Here is an 18,627-nt window from a genome sequence, read left to right as displayed (position 1 = left end):
CCCTAACCCTCAGCCGTCCGGTTCGGACCGCCCGTGGACGCGAAAGAGACGACGCCACATGACGAAACCCCTCAATGTGCAGGTGGTACCCGAGGAACTCATGGCAAGGGCCGCCGAGCTGGAGTCCGTGGTGGCGGTGCCGGCCGTAAATCCGGCGACACCGTGCGCCCTTCCGATGATCACCACGGCCGCGGCAAGCCTGGCATTTTCGGGTAACGCAATGCAGACCTATCTGGATGCGGGCAACAAGGCGCGGCGACAACTGGCCGACGCCTTAAGACAGGCCGCCAAGGCCTACACCGGCACTGACGAGCAGGCCGCGCAGGCACTCAACGGCGAGGGTGGCGGCGTGTCGGGGATGCGCCGTGCCGGTGCCACCGCCTCGGAGGCTCCGGCCGGCCGCCGCCTAGGTGACTACGCTCCGGGCACCGGCCCGGGCCCTGACCCTTGTGGCCCAGGCCCCGTTGTTCCTCCTGGCGGAGCTACTCCTCCGCCGTATTACCCGGTGCGGCAGGCCGCTGAGGAGATCGCCGCTCCCGACCAGGGTGCTGCCTTTAGCGCGTTTGCGCAGGCATGGACGGCGGTGCAGCAGCCGCTACTGGACTCCACCAATGCGTTTCGGCCCTTTCAGAATTGGCAGGGCACAGCGGCCAGCGCCGTGGAGGCAAATTTCGAACAGTACCGCCAATGGGTGTACTCGATGGTCAAGATGTGCCAGCAGCTGGTTACTCAGGCCCAGGGCGTCACAACAGCCCACAGCTGGGCAATCACCCAGCACCCCACAGTCGCACAACTAGACAAACTCGATGCGGACTGGAATCGGCTGGAGGCCTACAAGCTCGCGCTGCCGAAGATGTTCTTCGCGTTCGAATGGCAACGCCAACAGGCAGAAAATGAAGTGCGCTTGGAAGAGAAATCGTTCCTGAAAGCGTATGCCAAGCTGCAGTCGCAATCGGAGTCGGTGCTGGCCGAATATTACAAAAAAGCGAATTTGCCGCTGACGGCATTGGATCCGCAAGCGCCTCCCGCCGCTTACAGTCCCCCGCCGCCCGCGCCGGCACCGATCGCGCCGAATCCTGGTCCCAGTCCGTCGCCGGCCCCCACCCCCACCCCCGGGTCAATCCCTGGTTCCGGGAGCCTTCCAGGGATGCCAATGATGGGCGGTATCCCGTCACTGGGCGGCATACCGTCGGCACCGACAGCGACTATGGCCGCGGCCACGCCCCTGCCGGGCGGACCCGGGCTGCGGCCGGCCGCGCTGGGCGGTGGAGCGGGTGGTGGGATACCGCTGTCAACCGCACCGGGCGCCGAGGCGGCCCGACCTGCCGCTGCGGCGGGTGACGTCGAGGCCCTGGGCCGGGCCAACGGCGGTGCCGGTGGCGCCGCGACTGGCCGCGGCGGCATGGGCATGGCGCCGGTGGGCCACGGCGGGCACGGTCAGAGCGGCAACAAGGGCAAACGCGAGCCGGCCGACGACGAGTCGCTGTACACCGAGGACCGGGCCTGGACGGAGGCCGTCATCGGCCGCCAAGAGCCCGACGAGACCCCGACCGCTACGAAGTGGGCAAGCGAAGACATGGAGTCGGTACGGATCGCGGGTTTCCCCCGTGATTGAGCCGGTTCACGCCTTGCGCGCGGCACGGTCGGACGGACCGCAATAGGGCCCCGCTACGCGTGTGCTCCCAGGGCTCCTCCCGGCAGTTCCGGCCCGGGCGGCGTATTGCCCCGGCGGCCACCCCCGCTCAGAGCGCGCCTGCGAGGGCGTGGTCGAGCAATCCGGTGAGATGTCGCCAGTACAGCCAGTCGGCAACCGCGGTACGCTGGGCGGTCGCGTCGACCGCGGTGTGCGCCTGCCAGAGGAGGACTTCTTGGGTGTGTGCGGCATACCTGGCGAACGCAACCAGGTGTGCGACATCGCGACCCGCGCAATCGCTGGCCAACGGCTTTAGGACCTCGAACCACAACGTGTGGCGTTGGTCGGCTGGATTGGCATCCACCGGCGCCGGCGGCATCAGGTCGATCAAGTGCGCGTCGGTGGTCGCGGCCAGCCGCTTGGCCGCCGGTGGATCCACTATCTCCAGCCGGGATCGTCCGCTCATCGCGCCGGTGGCGGGGATGTCGTCGGGTTGCAGCAATATCTTGGGTGCGCCGGGATCGCAATCGGCGAGCTGCTCTTCGGTGGCGATGACCGCGCGTAGCGCGGTGTCACGATGGGCCGCCCAGCCCTGCACGGCCATCACCGGGTAGGTGGCCCAGCGCGCCCGCTCGCTGGCGGGCATGGCCTCGTCGGCGCTGGCCATATGCACTGGCACAGGTAGTTGGACCCCGTCGGGAATATAGGCCAGCCCATAGCTGTTGGCCACCACGATCGCGTCGTCGGTGGTCACTGCGGTGACCCAGAAGAACCCGAAATCATTGTTGGCGCCCGCATCGGGTGCGTTCAAAGCGGCCGCGATACGCCGGGCCAGGGTCAGCGGATCGGGCTTCTCCGCCAGCTGGGGGGTGGTGGCCGCGGCGATCGCATCGCGCGCGGCGCGCGCGACCGCGACCGGGATCAGCGTCAGCGCGCCGACCTCCGCGGCGTGCATGTCATCGGTGGAGTCCGAGTCCGCCGCGTGCCGGGCGTTCACCGGGGCCTTGTCGGTCGATTTGTCGGCCGCCGGTGTGGTGGGCGGTCGACCCGAGGCCGCCCGTCCCATGGGAGCACCCACACTTGCGCTCGGACCTGCGACGGCGCCACCAGATGCGAAGGGTGGCATCGACGCCGCCGAGGCGCCCGGTGCGGCGGGGCTGGTTTGCGACAGCACAGAATTCGCCAAAGTTTGCGGCCCCAGGAACTGGGGTCTCATTCCCAAACCACCCGCCCCCGGTGCGCCACGTCCACTCGCGGCGAGCGTCCCGGCGGCCGCCCCGGCCGCCGGGGCGGAGGGCTCCGACGAGGGCGGATCCGCTGGACCCGCGCCTGAGCTACCAGACATCCCCGCATTCGACATCGACGCCAGAGACGACAGCGCACTCAGGCTCGACAACGGGCTCAACGCGGCCGTCCCCGCCGAAGTGGGCAGGGGGAGGCCCGCCGGGGCACCGCCAGAGGCGGGCTGCAGGGTGTCCGACGGCGTCCCGGCCGACGCTGAGGTTTGCTTGCCCAGCAGCGGCTTAACGGGTTTGGGAATCTTGTTGGAGATCGGTGCGGGTAGCGGAGGTATCGGAAAGTCGAGATCGGGGAGGTAATCCCCGGGCGAATTGATATCGATCGACGGGAACATGTCTTCGGGGATCAGCCCCAAGCCCGTCTGCAGCGCCGCTGCGACGGTAACCACCAGGCTGGTGTTCGATGCATTAGCCGCAGCGATCAATGCCGCGATCTCGGCGGGGGCGGCGGGGTCCTCGGGTTCGGCGGCCTCGAGTTCGGTGATTTCCGCTTGAGCCTCTTCCACGGTGATGCAAATCTGCTCTTTGATCCGCGTGACCAACGCAGACATATCGCCGTACCAGATGTAGGCCATCTTGAGCTGAGTGACTACGGTCTGTAACCGCGAGCTGACGTCGCTGAGTTTGGCGTGCGCAGCCTGAGCGGCATCGCCCGACCAAACACCACCGTCGAAGATTTCCGCCATCTGCTGCACACACGCCGAGTGCACCTCGGCGAGTTGTTTGTGGACCATGAAGTAGTCTCTGGCCTGGTTTAGCAGCTCGACCTCATACACGTCGGGCCACCCGTTGGGTTCGAGCATCTCCTCGGCGTAGGGACCTTTGGGTTCCTTAATAAAGACCGGCATCGCCTAGTCACCTTTCACGGTTTGATAGTCCGGGTCGGGCACGCCACCAGAACCGGCGCAAAGCCGTGCATCCGCGGAAGCCGCGGAAGCCCACCACCCATCCCTTGCGAGTCCCGGTTGGGTCCCCTTTAGAGGGCATTCCCGGTCCCTGCCCAATCGTCGGCATCGGATGTCACGGCCGGCTCACGGCCGCCGATGATGGCCTCCGTCCAGGCTCGGTCCTCGGTGTACAGCGACTCGTCGTCGGTCGGCTCGCGTTTGCCCTTGTTGCCGCTCTGACCGTGCCCACCGTGGCCCACCGGCGCCATGCCCATGCCGCCGCGGCCGGCCGCCGCGCCACCCGCACCACGATTAGCCCGACCCAGACTCGCGGCGTCGCCCGCCGCGGCCACCGAAGGCGCTGGGTCAGCCCCCGACGGCGACTGCAGGGGCATGCCACCACCAGCTCCACCGCCCAGCGCGGCCGGTCGAAGCGCCGGCCCGCCCGCCAGGCCCCGGGCCACGCCCGCACCCGCACCCCCGGTTGCCGCGGATCGCATGCCGCCGAGGGAAGGAATACCGCCCATCATCATGGGCATGCCGGAAAGACCGCCAGCACCAGAACTCGGCGTCGGCGCCGGCGTGGGCCCCGGGGTCGGCGCCGGCGTGGGACTGGGGTCCGGCGCGGGTGTGGGACTGTAGGCGGCGGGAGGATCCGGTGGTTCCAACGCCGGCAGCGGCAGGTTTGCTCTCTTGGAGTATTCCGCCAGCACCGACTGCGACGTTTGCTGGTAGGTCGCGTACTTCTGCATGATCGAATGCTCGACTTTGCTGACGTTGAACCCCGCCCGCTTGAATTCCTCGGCTTCAACCCATTGGGCGTCGAGCTGCTTCAGCTGTTCGACGGTGGGGTGCTGCGTGATCGCCCAGCCTTGGGCCGACGTGACGCCTTGCGCCTGGGTGATCAGCTGCCTGACCATATCGGCCATCTTGTACACCCAGTCCCGGAACTGTTGAAAGTCCGCCTCAACCGCAGTGGCCGCGTCGCCCTGCCAGTTCTCAAAGGGCCGAAACGCCTCCGTAGAGTTCAGCAACGGTTGCAGGTATTGAGTCCACGCCTCGGCAAACGCGTTAAAGGCGGTGCCCTGGTCGGGCTCTGCGATCTGTTCCGCCGCCTGCCTTACCTCGGGATAGGACGGGGGAGGCGTTGCGCCGGCGCCAACACCGCGGCCGTCGCCAAGGCGTCCGGGTGCGCGGTCGCTCACGACGGGGTGGGGCGTGACCGGCGAGACCGTGTCGGCGCCGGAATTCAAGGCCTGTGCGGCATCCTCGTCGGTCCCTTGATAGGACTTGGCCGCCTGCCTCAGGGCGTCCGCCACTTTTCGTCGCGCCTGGGTTCCCAGGGCCAGGTAGGTCCGCATTGTGTCGGCCGAAAAACCAAGCTCTGCAGCCGCGTCGGCGATCATCGGAAGCGCGCATGGCGCCACAGGATTACCGGCTGGGACTGCGCTCACGACCTCCAGCTCGGCGGCCCTGGCCATGAGTTCCTCGGGCACCACTTGCACATTGAGCGGCTTCGTCATTTTCCCTCCGGTCCTTGCAGCGATTCCCCTGACGTTGCCGAATTAGATTCGGGCACTTGGAATTTAAATCGACTGAGCTGGACCCCCAGCGTTTGATCGGTGTGCGAGTACGCGTTAGCCGCGGCGACCATATTGGCCCCCAACTGATCCAGGGCCGCCTTGGCGTTGGCCAGCACATCTCGCACCGCGAAGTAGATATGTGGCAGCACCTCGTTGTTTGCCAATGCCGCATAGTCCGACGCCAACGAGATCGGTGGCTTCGGCGGCGACGGAAAGTCGAGGATTCGCAGTTTTTCGCCGGCGGCCTCCAGAGCTGTGGCATCGACAGTCACTGGATTATTCGACGCGGTCATTGTCGGGTCCTATTGTCCGTGTTGAGCATTGGGTGTTGGCGGGCTAGGCGAACAGTGCGGCGAGAGCCGTTTCGGTGCTGATCATTTCCTGGTTGGACTGGTTGATCGCTTGAGCGAGGCTTTGCAGCGCAGCGTTGAGCTCGGCCGAGGTGCTGTCCCATTGCTGTTGAACGTCTTGGTAGGCCGCTGAGCCGCTGCCCTCCCATGCCTTGGCCAGGGTGGCCAGTACTTGGGCTGCGTCATGGAGGTGTTTTTCGGTGGCGACAACCTCGGCCCGGATTTCGGTTACCCCGATTTCGATAGCGGCGAAGTTGTAGTGCATATCTGCCATGGTGCTTCTCCGTACTCTGCTGGTGCTCAGGGGGTTTAGAAGTCCATTTGGGCCGACAGCAGACTGGTCTGGTCGCTGTCGGTCTGTTGGTAGTGCATCGCGGCGGTGGAAATCTTCGTCGAGATTTCGTTGAGCTGCTTGACCTGGTGACTGGCCGCTTGACGGAACAGCACAATCGCGGCCTGGGCGGCCAGACTGGCCTGTCCGCGCCAGGCCAGCAGCAACCCGCTGGCGGTCAACTCCACCCGTCGAATCGATTCCTTGAGTTCATCAGCAATATGTTCGAACCGGTGGGCCTGACTGGTCAGGGTCGCGACATCGGTGGTCATCTCTGACATGGGCGATCACGTTCTCCTTTCACGCTTTTGGTTGCCGAGGTGGCATTTGTACTGTTGGCAATGGTGGTGAGACTTGCCGCGCAGGAGGCCGGCAAGTCCGCCGCACTCGGCATTTACCACTGCTGCTAGCCGAACATCCCAGTCACGTTGCCCTCGGTGGAGGCCATGGCCTGACCGGCGTCGCTGATGGTGCGCGCCAGGTTCCGCAACGCATCGTTGAGCTCGTGGGCGGTTTGATGCCACCGGTGCTGGATAGCCTGGTAAGCCTGCGAACCGCTGCCACCCCAGGCGGCCGCCAGCTTCGCCAACGACTGCTTGCCTTCATCAAGAAGAGAACCGATGCTGGAGTGATTGCCGTGAATGGCGCTCGAGGCGGCCTCGATGCCGGCGAAATTCCACTGCTGTTCTGACATGTCGTACTGCTCCGTTTCGTTCGATGTGTTAGTGGGGGTCAGAAGCCCATTTGCGAGGACAGCGCCTGCTGCTGCTCCTCGTCTGCCTTGGAGTACTGGACACCGGCATGGCGAATATTCGTCGAGATTTCGTCCAGCTGGGCCTTCTGCTTGTTAGCCGCCTCCTGGAAGCGCAACACCGCTTGCTGGGCGGCCCTGCCCGCCGCGCCCTGCCACTGGCCGTGCAGCGAGCCCGCTGTTGATTCCACCTGATCGATCTGGGTCTTCAGGTCGCCGGCGATCCGCTCGAAATTGCCCGCCTCCTGCGCGAGAGTGGCGGCGTCGGTCCTCATCTCTGCCATGCTGAACTACTTTCTGTCCGTTTCTTTCTCGCCAAAATCTTGGCAAGTCTTCCGGCCCGGATGGCCGGGAAGTCCGTTATCACCAGCCCACTCACCAGTCGTCCTCGTCGTCCCAGCCGCCGTGGTCTTCGGCGTCGTCGGCCGCCTCGCGCGGCTGGGTCGGCGTAGCCTGCGTGGCCGGCCTCGGCTGCGAGGAATCACCAGCCGTCGCGCCCGGCCCCAGTGCGCCCCCGCCCATCGGAGCAAGCCCGCTCGTGGTCGACGGGCCGGCGCCGGCTCCGATCGGCTGTGCCAGCGGATCGGCCGGCTTGTCGAGCAGCGCCCCCATCAGTGGTGTGCGAGTCAATGTCCCACCCGCACCGGGTAGCGACACCGCACGCAACAGCCCGGCACCGGTACTGGCGCCCGAACCTCCGGCCAGCGGGTGGTTGGACAGCGGGTTGGCGCCCACCAATCCCACCTGGGTTTCAAGCCCGGTTCCCAGATTCTGGCCAACCTGGCTACCCATGCCGCTCATGCCGGATCCCAGGCCAAGCAGCGAGGTGGCCGCCTGCAGCGGTTGGAACAACTGCAGCAGGGAACCGCTAGCACCCGAGATCGGCTGGATCGGCAACTCCCCGGCGCCGAAGATTTGGTTTGACGACGCCGTCGCGAGCTGGCCCACGGTATTGGTGACCTGGCCTAGGTCTTGACCCAGGATCGCCTTCATCGGTTCGAGCTTGTCGAAAACCGTGTTGATCGTGGTTTGAGCCTGATAGATATCCATTGCGGTGGCGGCCTGATTCCACAGGCGGACGAAGTAGTCGGTTTCGTTGGTACTGATGGGCACCGTGTTGATGCCGAGAAAATTGGTCGCCGCCAGCACTGCGTGGGTGATGTGGTTGGCGAGGATCTCCAGTAGCGAGGGCGTCATCGCCAGCGCCTGCGCATACGCCGCGGCCTGGGCGGTGGCCTGCAGCGCACGCTCGCGCGCCAACTCTGCGGCATTACGCAGCCAGATCACCATCGGTGTGGTCGCCGTCAGCGCACGTTCGCTGCCCGAACCGGTCCACGATTGACCGAGAAAGACCAGGTTCGCCGCCAGCTCCTCAGCTTGCTCCGCCAGCGCCGCCGCCAGCGCCTGCCATCCCGATGCCGCTTGCAGCGCCGGCGCCTCGCCCGCTCCGGCCAAGAGCCGAGCGGTGTTGAGCTCCGGCGGCATCGCGTGCCACAGCATGGTCATTAACGCCTTTCGAGTCTGTTGAAGTGAGCGGATTCTTCGGCAGTGCAGCCGATTACGCCAATGCGTCCGACCAGTTGTCGTCGACGGCGGAATACATGTTGGCGATCTGCTGAAATGCCTCACCGGCCCGGGCAAGTTCTTCCTGAGCCGAGGTGTTTAGCGCCAACACCTGGGCGCCCTCCGCCGCGAACGCCGACGCGAATTGCGCCGAGACCTCGTCGGCCCCTGCCGGAGCCAGCCCGGTCACCGCCGCCGACGCCGACGTACCAGCCGCCAAACCCCGGTAGGCATTGGCAACGATGCTGGCCACGAGGCCCGCCACGGCCGGGTCATAAGACATGGACTGCACCTGAACAGCTCCTCTACAACTAGTGTTCGAATTCGGACGGATCAGCCATCTGCCGACGTCCAGCAGACGCCCGTGGCCGGGTGGTGATGGCCGCCTTCACGGGGCCCCGGCGGCTACGGCGGGGATCTTTTCGGGGCTCGGGTCGACGGGCAGCGCCTCGTGCTCTAGCAGCGCGGCGTCTCTGGACAGCACCGGCCCCTCGGTCAGCAGACGAATAATCTCCCAAGGCGCGACTTGGGGGGAACTGAGACCTAGCGCCTTCTCCGCCTCCAGGTCGGGTACTCCGTAGCGCACACCCTGTGGGTCGACGTAGTACATCGATTCGGCGTAGCGGGGATCCGGCGACTGCAGCACAACAAACTTTCCGCCGTCGGTGAAAACGGTTGCCGCCTCATGGATCTGATTGACTCCCATGTTCATCGCCGACGGCGCCACGGGCAAGTGTCGGCCGGACAGTACGGTTGTACTTGGTGACTGGTCCCCGGCGCCACGTGCCCACGACCAGCACAGCGTGGGTTCTTGCGCCCGAGACACGAACTTGAGCGGTTCGTCGGGCAGCGGGGAGGCGTAGACCCTTTGCGGCATGCCAACAACCACGTCCGGCAACACCCACGGCGGCTCTACCAGTCCATAGGATTCCGTGTCGCGCAGCGCTTCAGCGGTGTTGGTGTTCACCGCCGCGATGCCGTCGCGCAGCACCACGAAATGTTGTGGTCCCGAAGATGTATCGCTTTGCAGCACCGAGCCGATGACCAAATCCGCGGGCAGCCCAATCGAATTGGGCGCGCCGGCGGCGGCTATCGGAGGGAGCTGCCAGGATCCCTGATCGGACAACGCGTTGAACATGCCCTCGGAGATAGGGGCCGGCTTGGCGGTTTGGGGTATCTTCATGGCCGTAGTGAGCGCGTGGTCTGCCAGGTCTATGGCGTGCCGCCCCTTCGGGGTGACGATCCATGTCCCGCCGCGGTGAGAGGTCAGCACGGCCTCGTCTGACCGCAGCGCTTCGACGTCCGGATCGATCCGCAACGGCGTCGCGATTATCGTCGTGTGTACCGCCGGCGAGGTGCTGTCGGCGTGCGTGACCGTGTCGCACAGGGCCCAGGTCGAGGTACTGCTTTCGGTGACAGGCGTGGCGTACGGTGCGCCGGGAATTCCGATCGCGGTGCCCTTGGGCAGCGTGTTCAGTTCGGAGGATTTCACCGACGTGGGGTTGACCGGGTTGCCCAGCTCCAGCCGCGCCGAAGTCAGGTTGTACACGGGATGCAACTGTCCCGACAATCTCACAAAGAGCTGATTGGTCGTGCGGTCCGCGAGCAGGTTCGCGCCGCCGAGGTCACCCTGCGGCTTAAAGAACGCCAGCAACCCCGCGCCCGCCAGAATGAGGACCGCGACCACAGCGCCGAGCGCGGCCGAACGGCTGTAAAACTGCAGCGGATCGTCGAACATCCGAGTGTCCCGACGCACGATGGCGTGTTCGAGTCGGCGCAGCAGGAAGCGCCAGCCGCTAACCTGCACCCTGGTGGTCAGCCGAATCCCCGCCATGGGCTATTGGTTGATGTCGAGGCGACCGGCGGCTTCGATGGTCCGGTCGGTGTCGTGGGCAACCTCGCTCGGCGAGACGTCGTATCGAACGTTTTCAGTCATAGGCCAGTTCTTTCATAGCTCATTTCAAATGGAGTAATGAGGCATCCGCCTATGAATAGCATTGACGCGCCTCGCGCTCCATATGGTTTCGCTGAGAATTTCCTGGAGATTGATTCCGGGCGACGAAAATATTCATCAATAGTGCGTCGAATAATTCACGGTTTTATCGGAAACCAGGCGGACTCAACGGGCTCATCGACCGGAAGACGCACTAACTTCCCTGGTCACTGGGTTCCCGTTGCGTTCCGCAGCGAACGGCAGGGCTTGCAGAAATTCACTCCCGAGGGCCGTTAATTTCATCCGCGCTGGGCGGAAATTCACCCGCGGTTTATTAATTGTGGCCGTCGCGCATTATTCACAATTGATTAACATTTTGGAGATTTTCCCGAGGGGAATACTGCACCGCCACGTAGAATCATTGCGTCGCGACAAGGCCGGCCGGCCCAGGGGTCAGCCCATCGGATAGCCGACCCCGGTGAGTTCTTCGGATATTGCCCACAGCCGCTGCTGCAGTTCGACGTCGTGAGACTGGGCGCTGGACGCCACGGGCCTCGGGTAGCCCCGCAGCTCGCCGACCCCATCTGGTCCGATGTATTGGCCACCGGTCACGTCGGGGTCGGTGGCGGCACGCAATGACGGCAGGGCGCCCAGCTCGGCGCTCTGCATCCAGGGTTCCAGCAGGGCACTGGCCGCGGCGACCAGCCGGGGTAGGTGGCGGGTCAACTCGGTGTTGGAGGCACCCGGGTGAGCCGCCACCGAGATCGTGGTGCCGTGCGGGGCCAGTCGACGCTGAAGCTCGTAAGTGAACAGCAGGTTGGCGAGCTTGGATTGGCCGTACGCGCCCACCCGACTGTAGCCCCGCTCCCAATGCAGGTCATCGAAGTGAATTGCGGCGCGGATGCGATGGCCCACACTGCTGACCGTGACCACTCGCGATCCGGCTACGGGCAACATGCGTTCGAGTAGCAGACCCGTCAACGCAAAGTGGCCCAGATGATTGGTGCCGAACTGTAGTTCGAATCCGTCCGCGGTGGTCGATTTGGGCGGGTACATTACCCCCGCGTTGTTGATCAACAGGTCGATTCGCTCGTAAGCGGACCGTAGCTGCGTGGCCGCGCTTCGCACGGACGCTAGTGAACCCAGGTCAAGCTCCTGCAGCTCCACCTCCGCCCCGGGATTGTCCTGGCTAATCCGCGCCGCGGCTTGCTTGCCTTTGTCCAGACTGCGCACGGCCAGCACCACTCGGGCGCCACGAGCGGCGAGGGTGGCCGCGGTCTCGAAACCGAGGCCGGTGTTGGCGCCGGTAACGATGGCGGTGCGGCCGCTCTGATTGGGTATGTCGGCGGCGGTCCATCTGCTCATGAGAGCTCCTCGGTAAGATGCACTAAACGGGGCGGGCGCTCCGCTTGAGTCAACGATACGGAACGCTCGCCCCGCTTTGCAATAGCTCGGGACCGGAGGTGCGACTCTTGCCTGCAAGTGAGCGGCCGGTACGAGCCGATGCCGCCCGCAACCGTGCGCGCGTGCTGGACGTCGCCTACCAGACATTTGCGGCCGATGGGCTATCGGTGCCGATCGACGAGATCGCCCGGCGCGCGGGGGTTGGCGCGGGCACGGTGTACCGGCATTTCCCAACCAAAGAGGCCCTGTTTCGCGCGGTGATCGCCGACCGCATGCGCCACATCATCGACGACGGACGTGCCTTGCTTGGGTCCGAACAACCAGGCGAAGCCCTGTTTGTGTTCCTGCGGTCGATGGTGTTGCGGTGGGGAGCCGCCGATCGCGGTCTAGTCGAAGCCTTGGCCGGCGCCGGGATCGAGATCGACGGCGCCGCCCCGGACGCCGAGGAAGAATTCATGGGCCTGCTCGCCGAGCTGTTGCGGGCCGCCCAGCAGGTAGGCACCGCTCGGTCCGACGTCACGGTTCCGCACGTCAAGACGCTGCTGGTCGGCTGTCAAGCGATGCAGAGTTACAACGCCGAATTGGCCGAACGGGTAACCGATGTCGCCCTCGATGGCCTTCGCCGCAGCCAGAGCTGAGGGGACTCATCCCGAACAAGCACGCGTTATTTGCGGCGAAATGCCCATCCGCGATACTGGTAGCCGCCATACAACGCTGAGCCCTCGATACAAAACCACATGCGACGCCGGGAGACACGACCGATGAGCGACGAGCAGCCAACCATCATCTACACGCTGACTGACGAGGCGCCGCTACTGGCGACCTATGCCTTTCTGCCGATAATCCGCGCCTTTGCCGAGCCTGCGGGCATCCGGATCAAGTCCAGCGACATCTCCGTCGCGGCGCGTATCCTCGCCGAATTTCCCGACTACCTCACCGACGAACAACGCGTACCGAACAATTTGGCCGAGCTCGGCGAGCTGACCCAGCTACCGGACACCAACATCATCAAGTTGCCGAACATCAGCGCCTCGGTGCCACAGCTCAAGGCCGCCATCAAAGAGCTCCAAGAAAAGGGCTACGCGGTACCGGATTACCCGGCGGATCCGAAGACCGACGAGCAGAAGGCGATCAAAGAGCGTTACGCCACTTGCCTGGGTAGTGCGGTCAATCCAGTTTTGCGCCAAGGTAACTCCGACCGTCGCGCCCCCAAAGCTGTCAAGGAGTACGCGCGCAAACACCCGCACAGCATGGGCGAGTGGTCGATGGCCTCACGCACCCATGTTGCGCACATGCGACACGGCGATTTCTACGCCGGCGAAAAGTCGATGACGCTGGATCGCGCCCGCAAAGTGAAGATGGAGCTGGTGACCAAGGGCGGCAAAACGCTGCTACTCAAGCCCGAAGTGTCGCTGGATGACGGCGACGTCATCGACAGCATGTTCATGAGCCAGAAGGCGTTGTGCGAGTTCTACGAAGAGCAGATGGAGGATGCCTACAAGACCGGCGTGATGTTCTCGCTGCACGTCAAGGCAACGATGATGAAGGTCAGCCACCCCATCGTCTTCGGGCACGCCGTCCGGACCTTTTACAAGGACGCCTTCGCCAAGCACCAAGAACTGTTCGACGAATTGGGCGTCAACGTCAACAACGGATTGTCCGATCTCTACAGCAAGATCGAGTCGCTGCCGGCGTCGCAACACGAAGAAATCATCGACGACCTGCACCGGTGCCATGAGCATCGTCCCGAGCTGGCCATGGTGGATTCGGCCAGGGGAATCTCCAACTTCCATTCGCCTAGCGATGTGATCGTGGACGCCTCGATGCCGGCGATGATCCGTGCTGGCGGCAAGATGTACGGCGCCGACGGAAAGCTCAAAGACACCAAGGCGGTCAACCCCGAGTCCACCTTCTCGCGCATCTACCAGGAGATCATCAATTTCTGTAAGACCAACGGCCAATTCGATCCGACCACCATGGGTACGGTCCCCAACGTAGGCCTGATGGCGCAGCAGGCGGAGGAATACGGTTCACACGACAAGACGTTCGAAGTACCCGAAAGCGGTGTCGCCAACATTGTTGACCTCGACACCGGCGAAGTGCTGCTGACGCAGAACGTCGAGACCGGCGATATCTGGCGGATGTGCGTCGTAAAGGACGCGCCCATTCGCGACTGGGTCAAGTTGGCCGTCACTCGCGCACGCAACTCGGGCATGCCGGCGCTGTTCTGGCTCGACCCTTACCGCCCGCACGAGAACGAGCTGATCAAGAAGGTTAAGACCTACCTGAAGGACCACGACACCGAGGGCCTGGACATCCAGATCATGTCCCAGGTTCGGTCCATGCGTTACACGCTGGAGCGCCTGATTCGCGGACTGGACACCATCGCCGCGACCGGCAACATCCTGCGTGACTATCTCACCGATCTGTTCCCAATCCTGGAGCTGGGCACCAGCGCCAAGATGCTGTCCATCGTGCCGCTGATGGCCGGCGGCGGGATGTACGAAACGGGAGCCGGTGGCTCGGCGCCCAAGCACGTCAAACAGCTAGTCGAGGAGAATCACCTGCGCTGGGATTCGCTCGGTGAATTCCTGGCCCTTAGCGCAAGCCTCGAGGATATGGGTATCAAGACCGGCAACGAGCGCGCCAAGATTCTCGCCAAGACGCTCGATGCCGCGATTGGAAAACTACTGGACAACAACAAGAGTCCTTCGCGCAAGACCGGTGAGCTGGACAACCGGGGAAGCCAGTTCTACCTCGCCTTGTATTGGGCGCGGGAACTTGCCGATCAGACCGACGACGACGAGTTGGCCAAACACTTCACCACGCTCGCGGATGCGTTGGCCAAGGATACGGACACGATCGTGGCCGAACTCGCTGAGGCCCAGGGCGATCCGGTCGACATCGGTGGCTACTACGCACCGGACCGTGAGAAAACCGCGGCGGTGATGCGGCCGAGCAAGACGTTCAATGCTGCGTTGGAGGCCGCTCAGCGCTGACGTCGACCGCCTGCGCAACTCCGGCCACAGCAGTCACCAGCGGAAGTCGGTGGCTTTGTGTCCGCCTCACAGCGACTCGGGCGCTAACGCGGCGCGCCAAACGCGCGGTTGTCGCTCCGAGGCGGGCAGATCGCACATCCTGAATTCCCTGTGACAGGTGGGAATCCGGAGTTTGGCGACATCGGCGACAACGTCGACATCGAGACGTCGACCGGGCCATCGCCGCTCAAGAGCTGCGCAAATACCTTTTCCGAGCACGTTCCCGCAGGCATACACCGAGCCCGCAGGCCACTCGCATCGCCGCGGGAACCGCGGCGCAGTCCTAGTCGAGTAGCCCGCGCAGCGCCTCGATCAGCTTCACCCGCTCCGCGGGCGTTGCCGCGATGGGTGCCACGTTCAAGGTGGTGACGCCGGCCTCCCGGAACGCGGCCACCCGTTCTTTGACGAATCCGGGTGTGCCGATCAGGTTGACGTCGCGCACCAGCTCGTCGGGAACCACCTTGGCGGCGCCCTCTTTATCGCCGGCCAGGTAAAGCTCTTGGATCCGGTCGGCCTGCGGTCCGTAGCCATATCGGGTCGCCAGTGTGTGATAGAAATTCTTGCCTTTGGCGCCCATTCCGCCGATGTATAGCGCCAGATGGGGTTTGACGAACTCTCGTAGGGGCTCCACGTCATCGCCGATCGCCAGTGCCGGCCCGGCGTACACTTCGAGCTCCCCCAAGGCGGGGTCGCGCTTGGCGCGGCCGGCCGCCAGCGCCTCGCCCCACACGTCCTGCGCCTTCTCGGGCAGATAGAAGATGGGCTGCCAGCCCTCGGCGGCTTCGGCTGCCAACTCGACGTTCTTGGGCCCCAGCGCGGCCAGCAGTATCGGGATACGTTCCCGGACAGGCGTATTGATGAGTTTGAGCGGCTTACCCAATCCTGTGCCCTGACCGGGCGGCAGCGGAATCGTGTAATTGGCGCCCCGATGTTCCACCCGCTCGCGCCGCCACACCTGACGACAAATGTCGATGACCTCGCGGGTACGGGCGATCGGGGCGTCGTAGGGCACCCCGTGGAAACCCTCGATCACCTGCGGTCCGCTGGCGCCCAGCCCCAGGGTGAACCGGCCGTCGGAGACGTAGTCCAACCCGGCCGCGGTCATCGCGGTCAAGGTGGGCGTTCGAGTGTAGAGCTGCAGGATTCCCGAGGCCAGTTCAACCCGGTCGGTCGAGGCCGCCAGATAGCCAAGGGCGCTGACCGCGTCGAACGAATACGCCTCGGGGACAAAGACGATATCCAACCCGGCACGTTCAAGGTCGGCCACTTCGGCGGCCACCTCCTTGAAACCGCCCGCATAATTGATGGCCAATCCGATTCGCATGATCAGACCCTTTCTCCAAGATCGTCCGCGACTCTACAGTCGAGCCCGGCGGTAAGCGCCCTACGCGCTGGTGAACTGGTCGGCCAGGTCCAGCGCGTCTTGCTGGATCCGCTCGAACTGGGCACCCATCGCCTCGGACAACGCCATCGCACCCGACAGCGGCCGCACCATCACCATAAAGTCATCGATAAGCCCGTCATCATTGAAGTGCAAGAAATCGCAGCCAACGACCTTCTTGCCCGATGACTCGGATCCCCCAGAAATAGTTGCCTCGAACACGAAGGCATGATCGCGGCCGTTGGCGTCGTGGATCTCACGCAGATAACGAAAGTCCTCGAAAACGCGCAACACACCACGCAGGAGCGCGGCGGTGATCGGCTTGCCGACATATGGCTTGAAAACCACCGGGCTGGTGAATACGACGTCGTCGGCCAGCATCGCCTGGATGGCGGCCTCGTCGCGCTCTTCGACTGCCTTTCGGAAGGGATGCATCGAGCACCTCACATAGTCAACTTGTTGAGTAGGTTTGATTGACGGTAGAGGTTGGTCGGCTATATGTCCATACACGATTAATCACATTGTTGATTAGTCGCATCGTTGTACGATAGGCCGATGTCGCTCCGTGATGCGGTATTGGCAGCCCTGCTTGGTGGCGAGTCTTCCGGATACGACCTGGCCAAAGAGTTCGATGCCTCGATGGCCAACTTCTGGATGGCCACACCGCAGCAGTTGTATCGCGAGCTGGAACAACTGGCCAAGCAAGGTCTCATCCAGGCGCGCGTCGTTCATCAGGAGCGCCGGCCGAACAAGCGCATGTACTCCCTTACCCAGGCCGGCCACCAAGCGATCGGGCACTTCACCGCCAAGGCGCCCAAGCCGTCGGTAATTCGCGACGAGCTACTGATCAAGGTTCAGGCCTCCGATGCCGGCAACGCGGCAGCGGTCCGCGAATTCATTTTGGAACGGCTGCAATGGGCCGAGGCAAAACTGGAACGCTACGAGCGGTTGCGGACTCGCATGCTCGACGGTTGCACCGAGCAGGACTATCTCGCCCAAGCCGAACGTGTGGGTCCCTACCTCACCCTGCTGCGGGGAATATTGTTCGAGCAAGAGAACATTCGATGGGCCGAGCGGGCTCTGACAATCATCGAGCAGCGCCGGCTGGCGCGGGCATAACTGTGAAGGGGGCGGGACATGACCCCCGAGATCCGTGTTCTCGACGCCGCGTCTGGCGGCCTGACCCTTCCCGGCGGTGCGATCGTGGGCCACGCGGCCGTGACCCATATTGGCGTGCTGCCGTCATTCACCCGACAAGGGGCGGCAACGGCCCTGGTAGACCACCAGCTGCGTGATTTTGCCGCCCACGGCGAGGCGGTCGCGACGGCGCGGGCCTCGGAGGCGACCATCGTTCGCTACCGCCCAGTCGACACCGCGTCGTGGTTCGTCAGCGAACAGCAAATCTTGCAGTCGCCGGGTTGGCGCGGGTGATCGATCCGTCGGCAGTTGAAGTGGCTGACCAGTTGTTCGCAGTGCGTGAGGCACCGCATTCTTCTAAGGGGCTCGCACGGCCGTGATCGTCATCATTGGTGCGGGGATATGCGGACTCGCTACCGCCTACGAGTTGGCGCGGCGTGGCGAGCAGGCAATTGTGTTGGAGCGCGGAGAACCTTTCGGCGAGCAGTCGACAGGTCTGGCGCGAATTTTTCGCGTCGCGCACCGACGGCCGACATTGTGCGATCTTGCGCTGCGGGCCCGGGCCGGCTGGCAGCGTTGGGAAATGGAATTCGGCGCCGGGTGCCTCCTTGGCTGCGAGGGCTTTGTCGCCGCCGGTCTCCGCAACGACACCGCAGCGGCCATGACGGCTGCCGGCGCCGAGTTCCGCTGGCTCAACCGTGCCGAGATCGCGGCGCGCATCCCGTTCGCGGCCGCGCCCTGGGACACCGGGGTTTTCGATCGGTCGGGCGGCTGCCTTCGCATCCGACGTGCGCTGAGGGCCCTGTCCCGGCGGGTAGTGACTCGCCGTGCACGAGTGGTGTCGGTCGCCGACGACGGCTCGACGACCCTTGCCGACGGCACGGTGGTGCGAGCCGACCGGGTGCTGATCTGCGCGGGGGTGGAAACGCCGACGCTGTTCGGCCCGCTTGGCCTCGAATTCGTGCCACACACTCGCTTCAGCTACCAGGGCGCCGACGCCACCGGTGCGGCATGCCTGTCCGCGCCCGAAGGCTACGGCCTACCACTAGGCAGTACCGGCCGGTGGGCCTTCGGCCAGGAAACGCCCGACCCCGCGACCGTACGTGCGCTGTTCCCCTCGCTGGTACCGGTGGGACAGGTGGACTGTGTCACCGTTCGGGCATCATGGCTCGACTCCGGCGGAGACGGATGGACAGTGGCACGTCGCGGCCGTGTCGTCGCGTTTGTCGGCAGCAACCTGATGAAGTTCGGGCCGCTCCTCGGCGAACTGCTCGCCGAGGCGATGCTGGGCGACGAACTACCCGGTGACCTGCGCATCGACTGACCGTACTTGCGCGC

18 protein-coding genes and 1 pseudogene are annotated in these 18,627 nt (G+C 64.5%); 6 read left to right on the top strand and 13 right to left on the bottom strand.

The genetic code is table 11. The features are described from left to right. The first annotated feature begins 58 nt into the window (after window positions 1–58). Window positions 59–1,615, top strand: a complete 1,557-nt coding sequence (gene espB / locus MB901379_RS00660) for an EspB family ESX-1 secretion system-associated protein (protein WP_158014849.1) — start codon at window positions 59–61, stop codon at window positions 1,613–1,615. Window positions 1,616–1,742: 127 nt separating this feature from the next. On the opposite strand, the gene MB901379_RS00655 is transcribed toward espB (MB901379_RS00660), so the two are convergent. The 11 genes from MB901379_RS00655 to MB901379_RS00605 form a co-directional block, all read right to left on the bottom strand. Continuing rightward, window positions 1,743–3,779 carry a hypothetical protein gene (locus MB901379_RS00655; protein WP_158014848.1) on the bottom strand — a complete coding sequence of 679 codons (2,037 nt, stop codon included), beginning with the start codon at window positions 3,777–3,779 and terminating at the stop codon, window positions 1,743–1,745. A 128-nt stretch (window positions 3,780–3,907) separates the two neighbouring features. After that, the gene (espB, locus tag MB901379_RS00650) at window positions 3,908–5,341 is read right to left on the bottom strand and encodes an EspB family ESX-1 secretion system-associated protein (RefSeq protein ID WP_158014847.1); all 1,434 of its coding nucleotides are present in this window, start codon (window positions 5,339–5,341) and stop codon (window positions 3,908–3,910) included. After that, window positions 5,338–5,694 carry a hypothetical protein gene (locus tag MB901379_RS00645; RefSeq protein WP_158014846.1) on the bottom strand — a complete coding sequence of 119 codons (357 nt, stop codon included), beginning with the start codon at window positions 5,692–5,694 and terminating at the stop codon, window positions 5,338–5,340. Before MB901379_RS00645 ends, espB (MB901379_RS00650) begins: the two co-directional genes overlap by 4 nt. A 43-nt stretch (window positions 5,695–5,737) precedes the next feature. Further along, the gene (locus MB901379_RS00640; RefSeq protein WP_158014845.1) at window positions 5,738–6,025 is read right to left on the bottom strand and encodes a WXG100 family type VII secretion target; all 288 of its coding nucleotides are present in this window, start codon (window positions 6,023–6,025) and stop codon (window positions 5,738–5,740) included. A 35-nt stretch (window positions 6,026–6,060) separates the two neighbouring features. Then, window positions 6,061–6,363 (bottom strand): WXG100 family type VII secretion target, encoded by a 303-nt coding sequence (locus tag MB901379_RS00635; protein ID WP_158014844.1) that lies wholly within the window; start codon window positions 6,361–6,363, stop codon window positions 6,061–6,063. Window positions 6,364–6,488: 125 nt separating this feature from the next. Next, window positions 6,489–6,776 (bottom strand): WXG100 family type VII secretion target, encoded by a 288-nt coding sequence (locus MB901379_RS00630; protein ID WP_158014843.1) that lies wholly within the window; start codon window positions 6,774–6,776, stop codon window positions 6,489–6,491. 38 nt (window positions 6,777–6,814) lie between these two features. Further along, window positions 6,815–7,117: a WXG100 family type VII secretion target gene (locus MB901379_RS00625; protein ID WP_158014842.1), complete on the bottom strand. Its 303-nt coding sequence runs from the start codon at window positions 7,115–7,117 to the stop codon at window positions 6,815–6,817. A 91-nt stretch (window positions 7,118–7,208) separates the two neighbouring features. Then, window positions 7,209–8,333, bottom strand: coding sequence for a PPE family protein (locus tag MB901379_RS00620; RefSeq protein WP_158018855.1), 1,125 nt, complete (start codon window positions 8,331–8,333; stop codon window positions 7,209–7,211). A 58-nt stretch (window positions 8,334–8,391) separates the two neighbouring features. Next, window positions 8,392–8,688 (bottom strand): PE domain-containing protein, encoded by a 297-nt coding sequence (locus tag MB901379_RS00615; RefSeq protein ID WP_158014841.1) that lies wholly within the window; start codon window positions 8,686–8,688, stop codon window positions 8,392–8,394. A 96-nt stretch (window positions 8,689–8,784) separates the two neighbouring features. Continuing rightward, complete coding sequence (eccB, locus tag MB901379_RS00610) at window positions 8,785–10,230, bottom strand: type VII secretion protein EccB (RefSeq protein WP_158014840.1); 1,446 nt, start codon at window positions 10,228–10,230, stop codon at window positions 8,785–8,787. Window positions 10,231–10,782: 552 nt separating this feature from the next. Continuing rightward, window positions 10,783–11,694 carry an SDR family NAD(P)-dependent oxidoreductase gene (locus tag MB901379_RS00605; protein WP_158014839.1) on the bottom strand — a complete coding sequence of 304 codons (912 nt, stop codon included), beginning with the start codon at window positions 11,692–11,694 and terminating at the stop codon, window positions 10,783–10,785. Between the two features lie 107 nt (window positions 11,695–11,801). On the opposite strand from MB901379_RS00605, the gene MB901379_RS00600 reads away from it, so the two are divergent. Together MB901379_RS00600 and MB901379_RS00595 are read left to right on the top strand one after the other, a co-directional pair. Next, window positions 11,802–12,371, top strand: a complete 570-nt coding sequence (locus MB901379_RS00600) for a TetR/AcrR family transcriptional regulator (RefSeq protein WP_158014838.1) — start codon at window positions 11,802–11,804, stop codon at window positions 12,369–12,371. A 123-nt stretch (window positions 12,372–12,494) separates the two neighbouring features. Then, entirely contained in the window at window positions 12,495–14,732 is a 2,238-nt protein-coding gene (locus tag MB901379_RS00595) for an NADP-dependent isocitrate dehydrogenase (protein ID WP_158014837.1), read from the top strand. Between the two features lie 322 nt (window positions 14,733–15,054). On the opposite strand, the gene MB901379_RS00590 is transcribed toward MB901379_RS00595, so the two are convergent. After that, a complete protein-coding gene (locus tag MB901379_RS00590; RefSeq protein WP_158014836.1) occupies window positions 15,055–16,095 on the bottom strand; it encodes an LLM class F420-dependent oxidoreductase in 1,041 nt (346 codons plus the stop codon). Window positions 16,096–16,155: 60 nt separating this feature from the next. Then, window positions 16,156–16,587: a nuclear transport factor 2 family protein gene (locus MB901379_RS00585; RefSeq protein WP_158014835.1), complete on the bottom strand. Its 432-nt coding sequence runs from the start codon at window positions 16,585–16,587 to the stop codon at window positions 16,156–16,158. A 120-nt stretch (window positions 16,588–16,707) separates the two neighbouring features. Here MB901379_RS00585 and MB901379_RS00580 point away from each other — a divergent pair, with 120 nt between their 5' ends. The 3 genes and pseudogenes from MB901379_RS00580 to MB901379_RS00570 all read left to right on the top strand — a co-directional run bounded on the left by MB901379_RS00580 (window position 16,708) and on the right by MB901379_RS00570 (window position 18,613). Next, window positions 16,708–17,271 (top strand): PadR family transcriptional regulator, encoded by a 564-nt coding sequence (locus tag MB901379_RS00580; RefSeq protein WP_158014834.1) that lies wholly within the window; start codon window positions 16,708–16,710, stop codon window positions 17,269–17,271. A 42-nt stretch (window positions 17,272–17,313) separates the two neighbouring features. Next, window positions 17,314–17,502 (top strand): annotated as a pseudogene (locus MB901379_RS00575) (GNAT family N-acetyltransferase); the annotation flags it as partial. Between the two features lie 163 nt (window positions 17,503–17,665). Further along, a complete protein-coding gene (locus MB901379_RS00570) occupies window positions 17,666–18,613 on the top strand; it encodes an NAD(P)/FAD-dependent oxidoreductase (RefSeq protein WP_158014833.1) in 948 nt (315 codons plus the stop codon). The last annotated feature ends 14 nt before the right edge of the window (window positions 18,614–18,627 follow it).

Origin of the sequence: Mycobacterium basiliense (assembly GCF_900292015.1) — a bacterium.
Taxonomy (GTDB): domain Bacteria; phylum Actinomycetota; class Actinomycetes; order Mycobacteriales; family Mycobacteriaceae; genus Mycobacterium; species Mycobacterium basiliense.
Note: the sequence above shows the minus strand (reverse complement) of the source record. Positions and strands in the feature narration are given on the sequence as shown.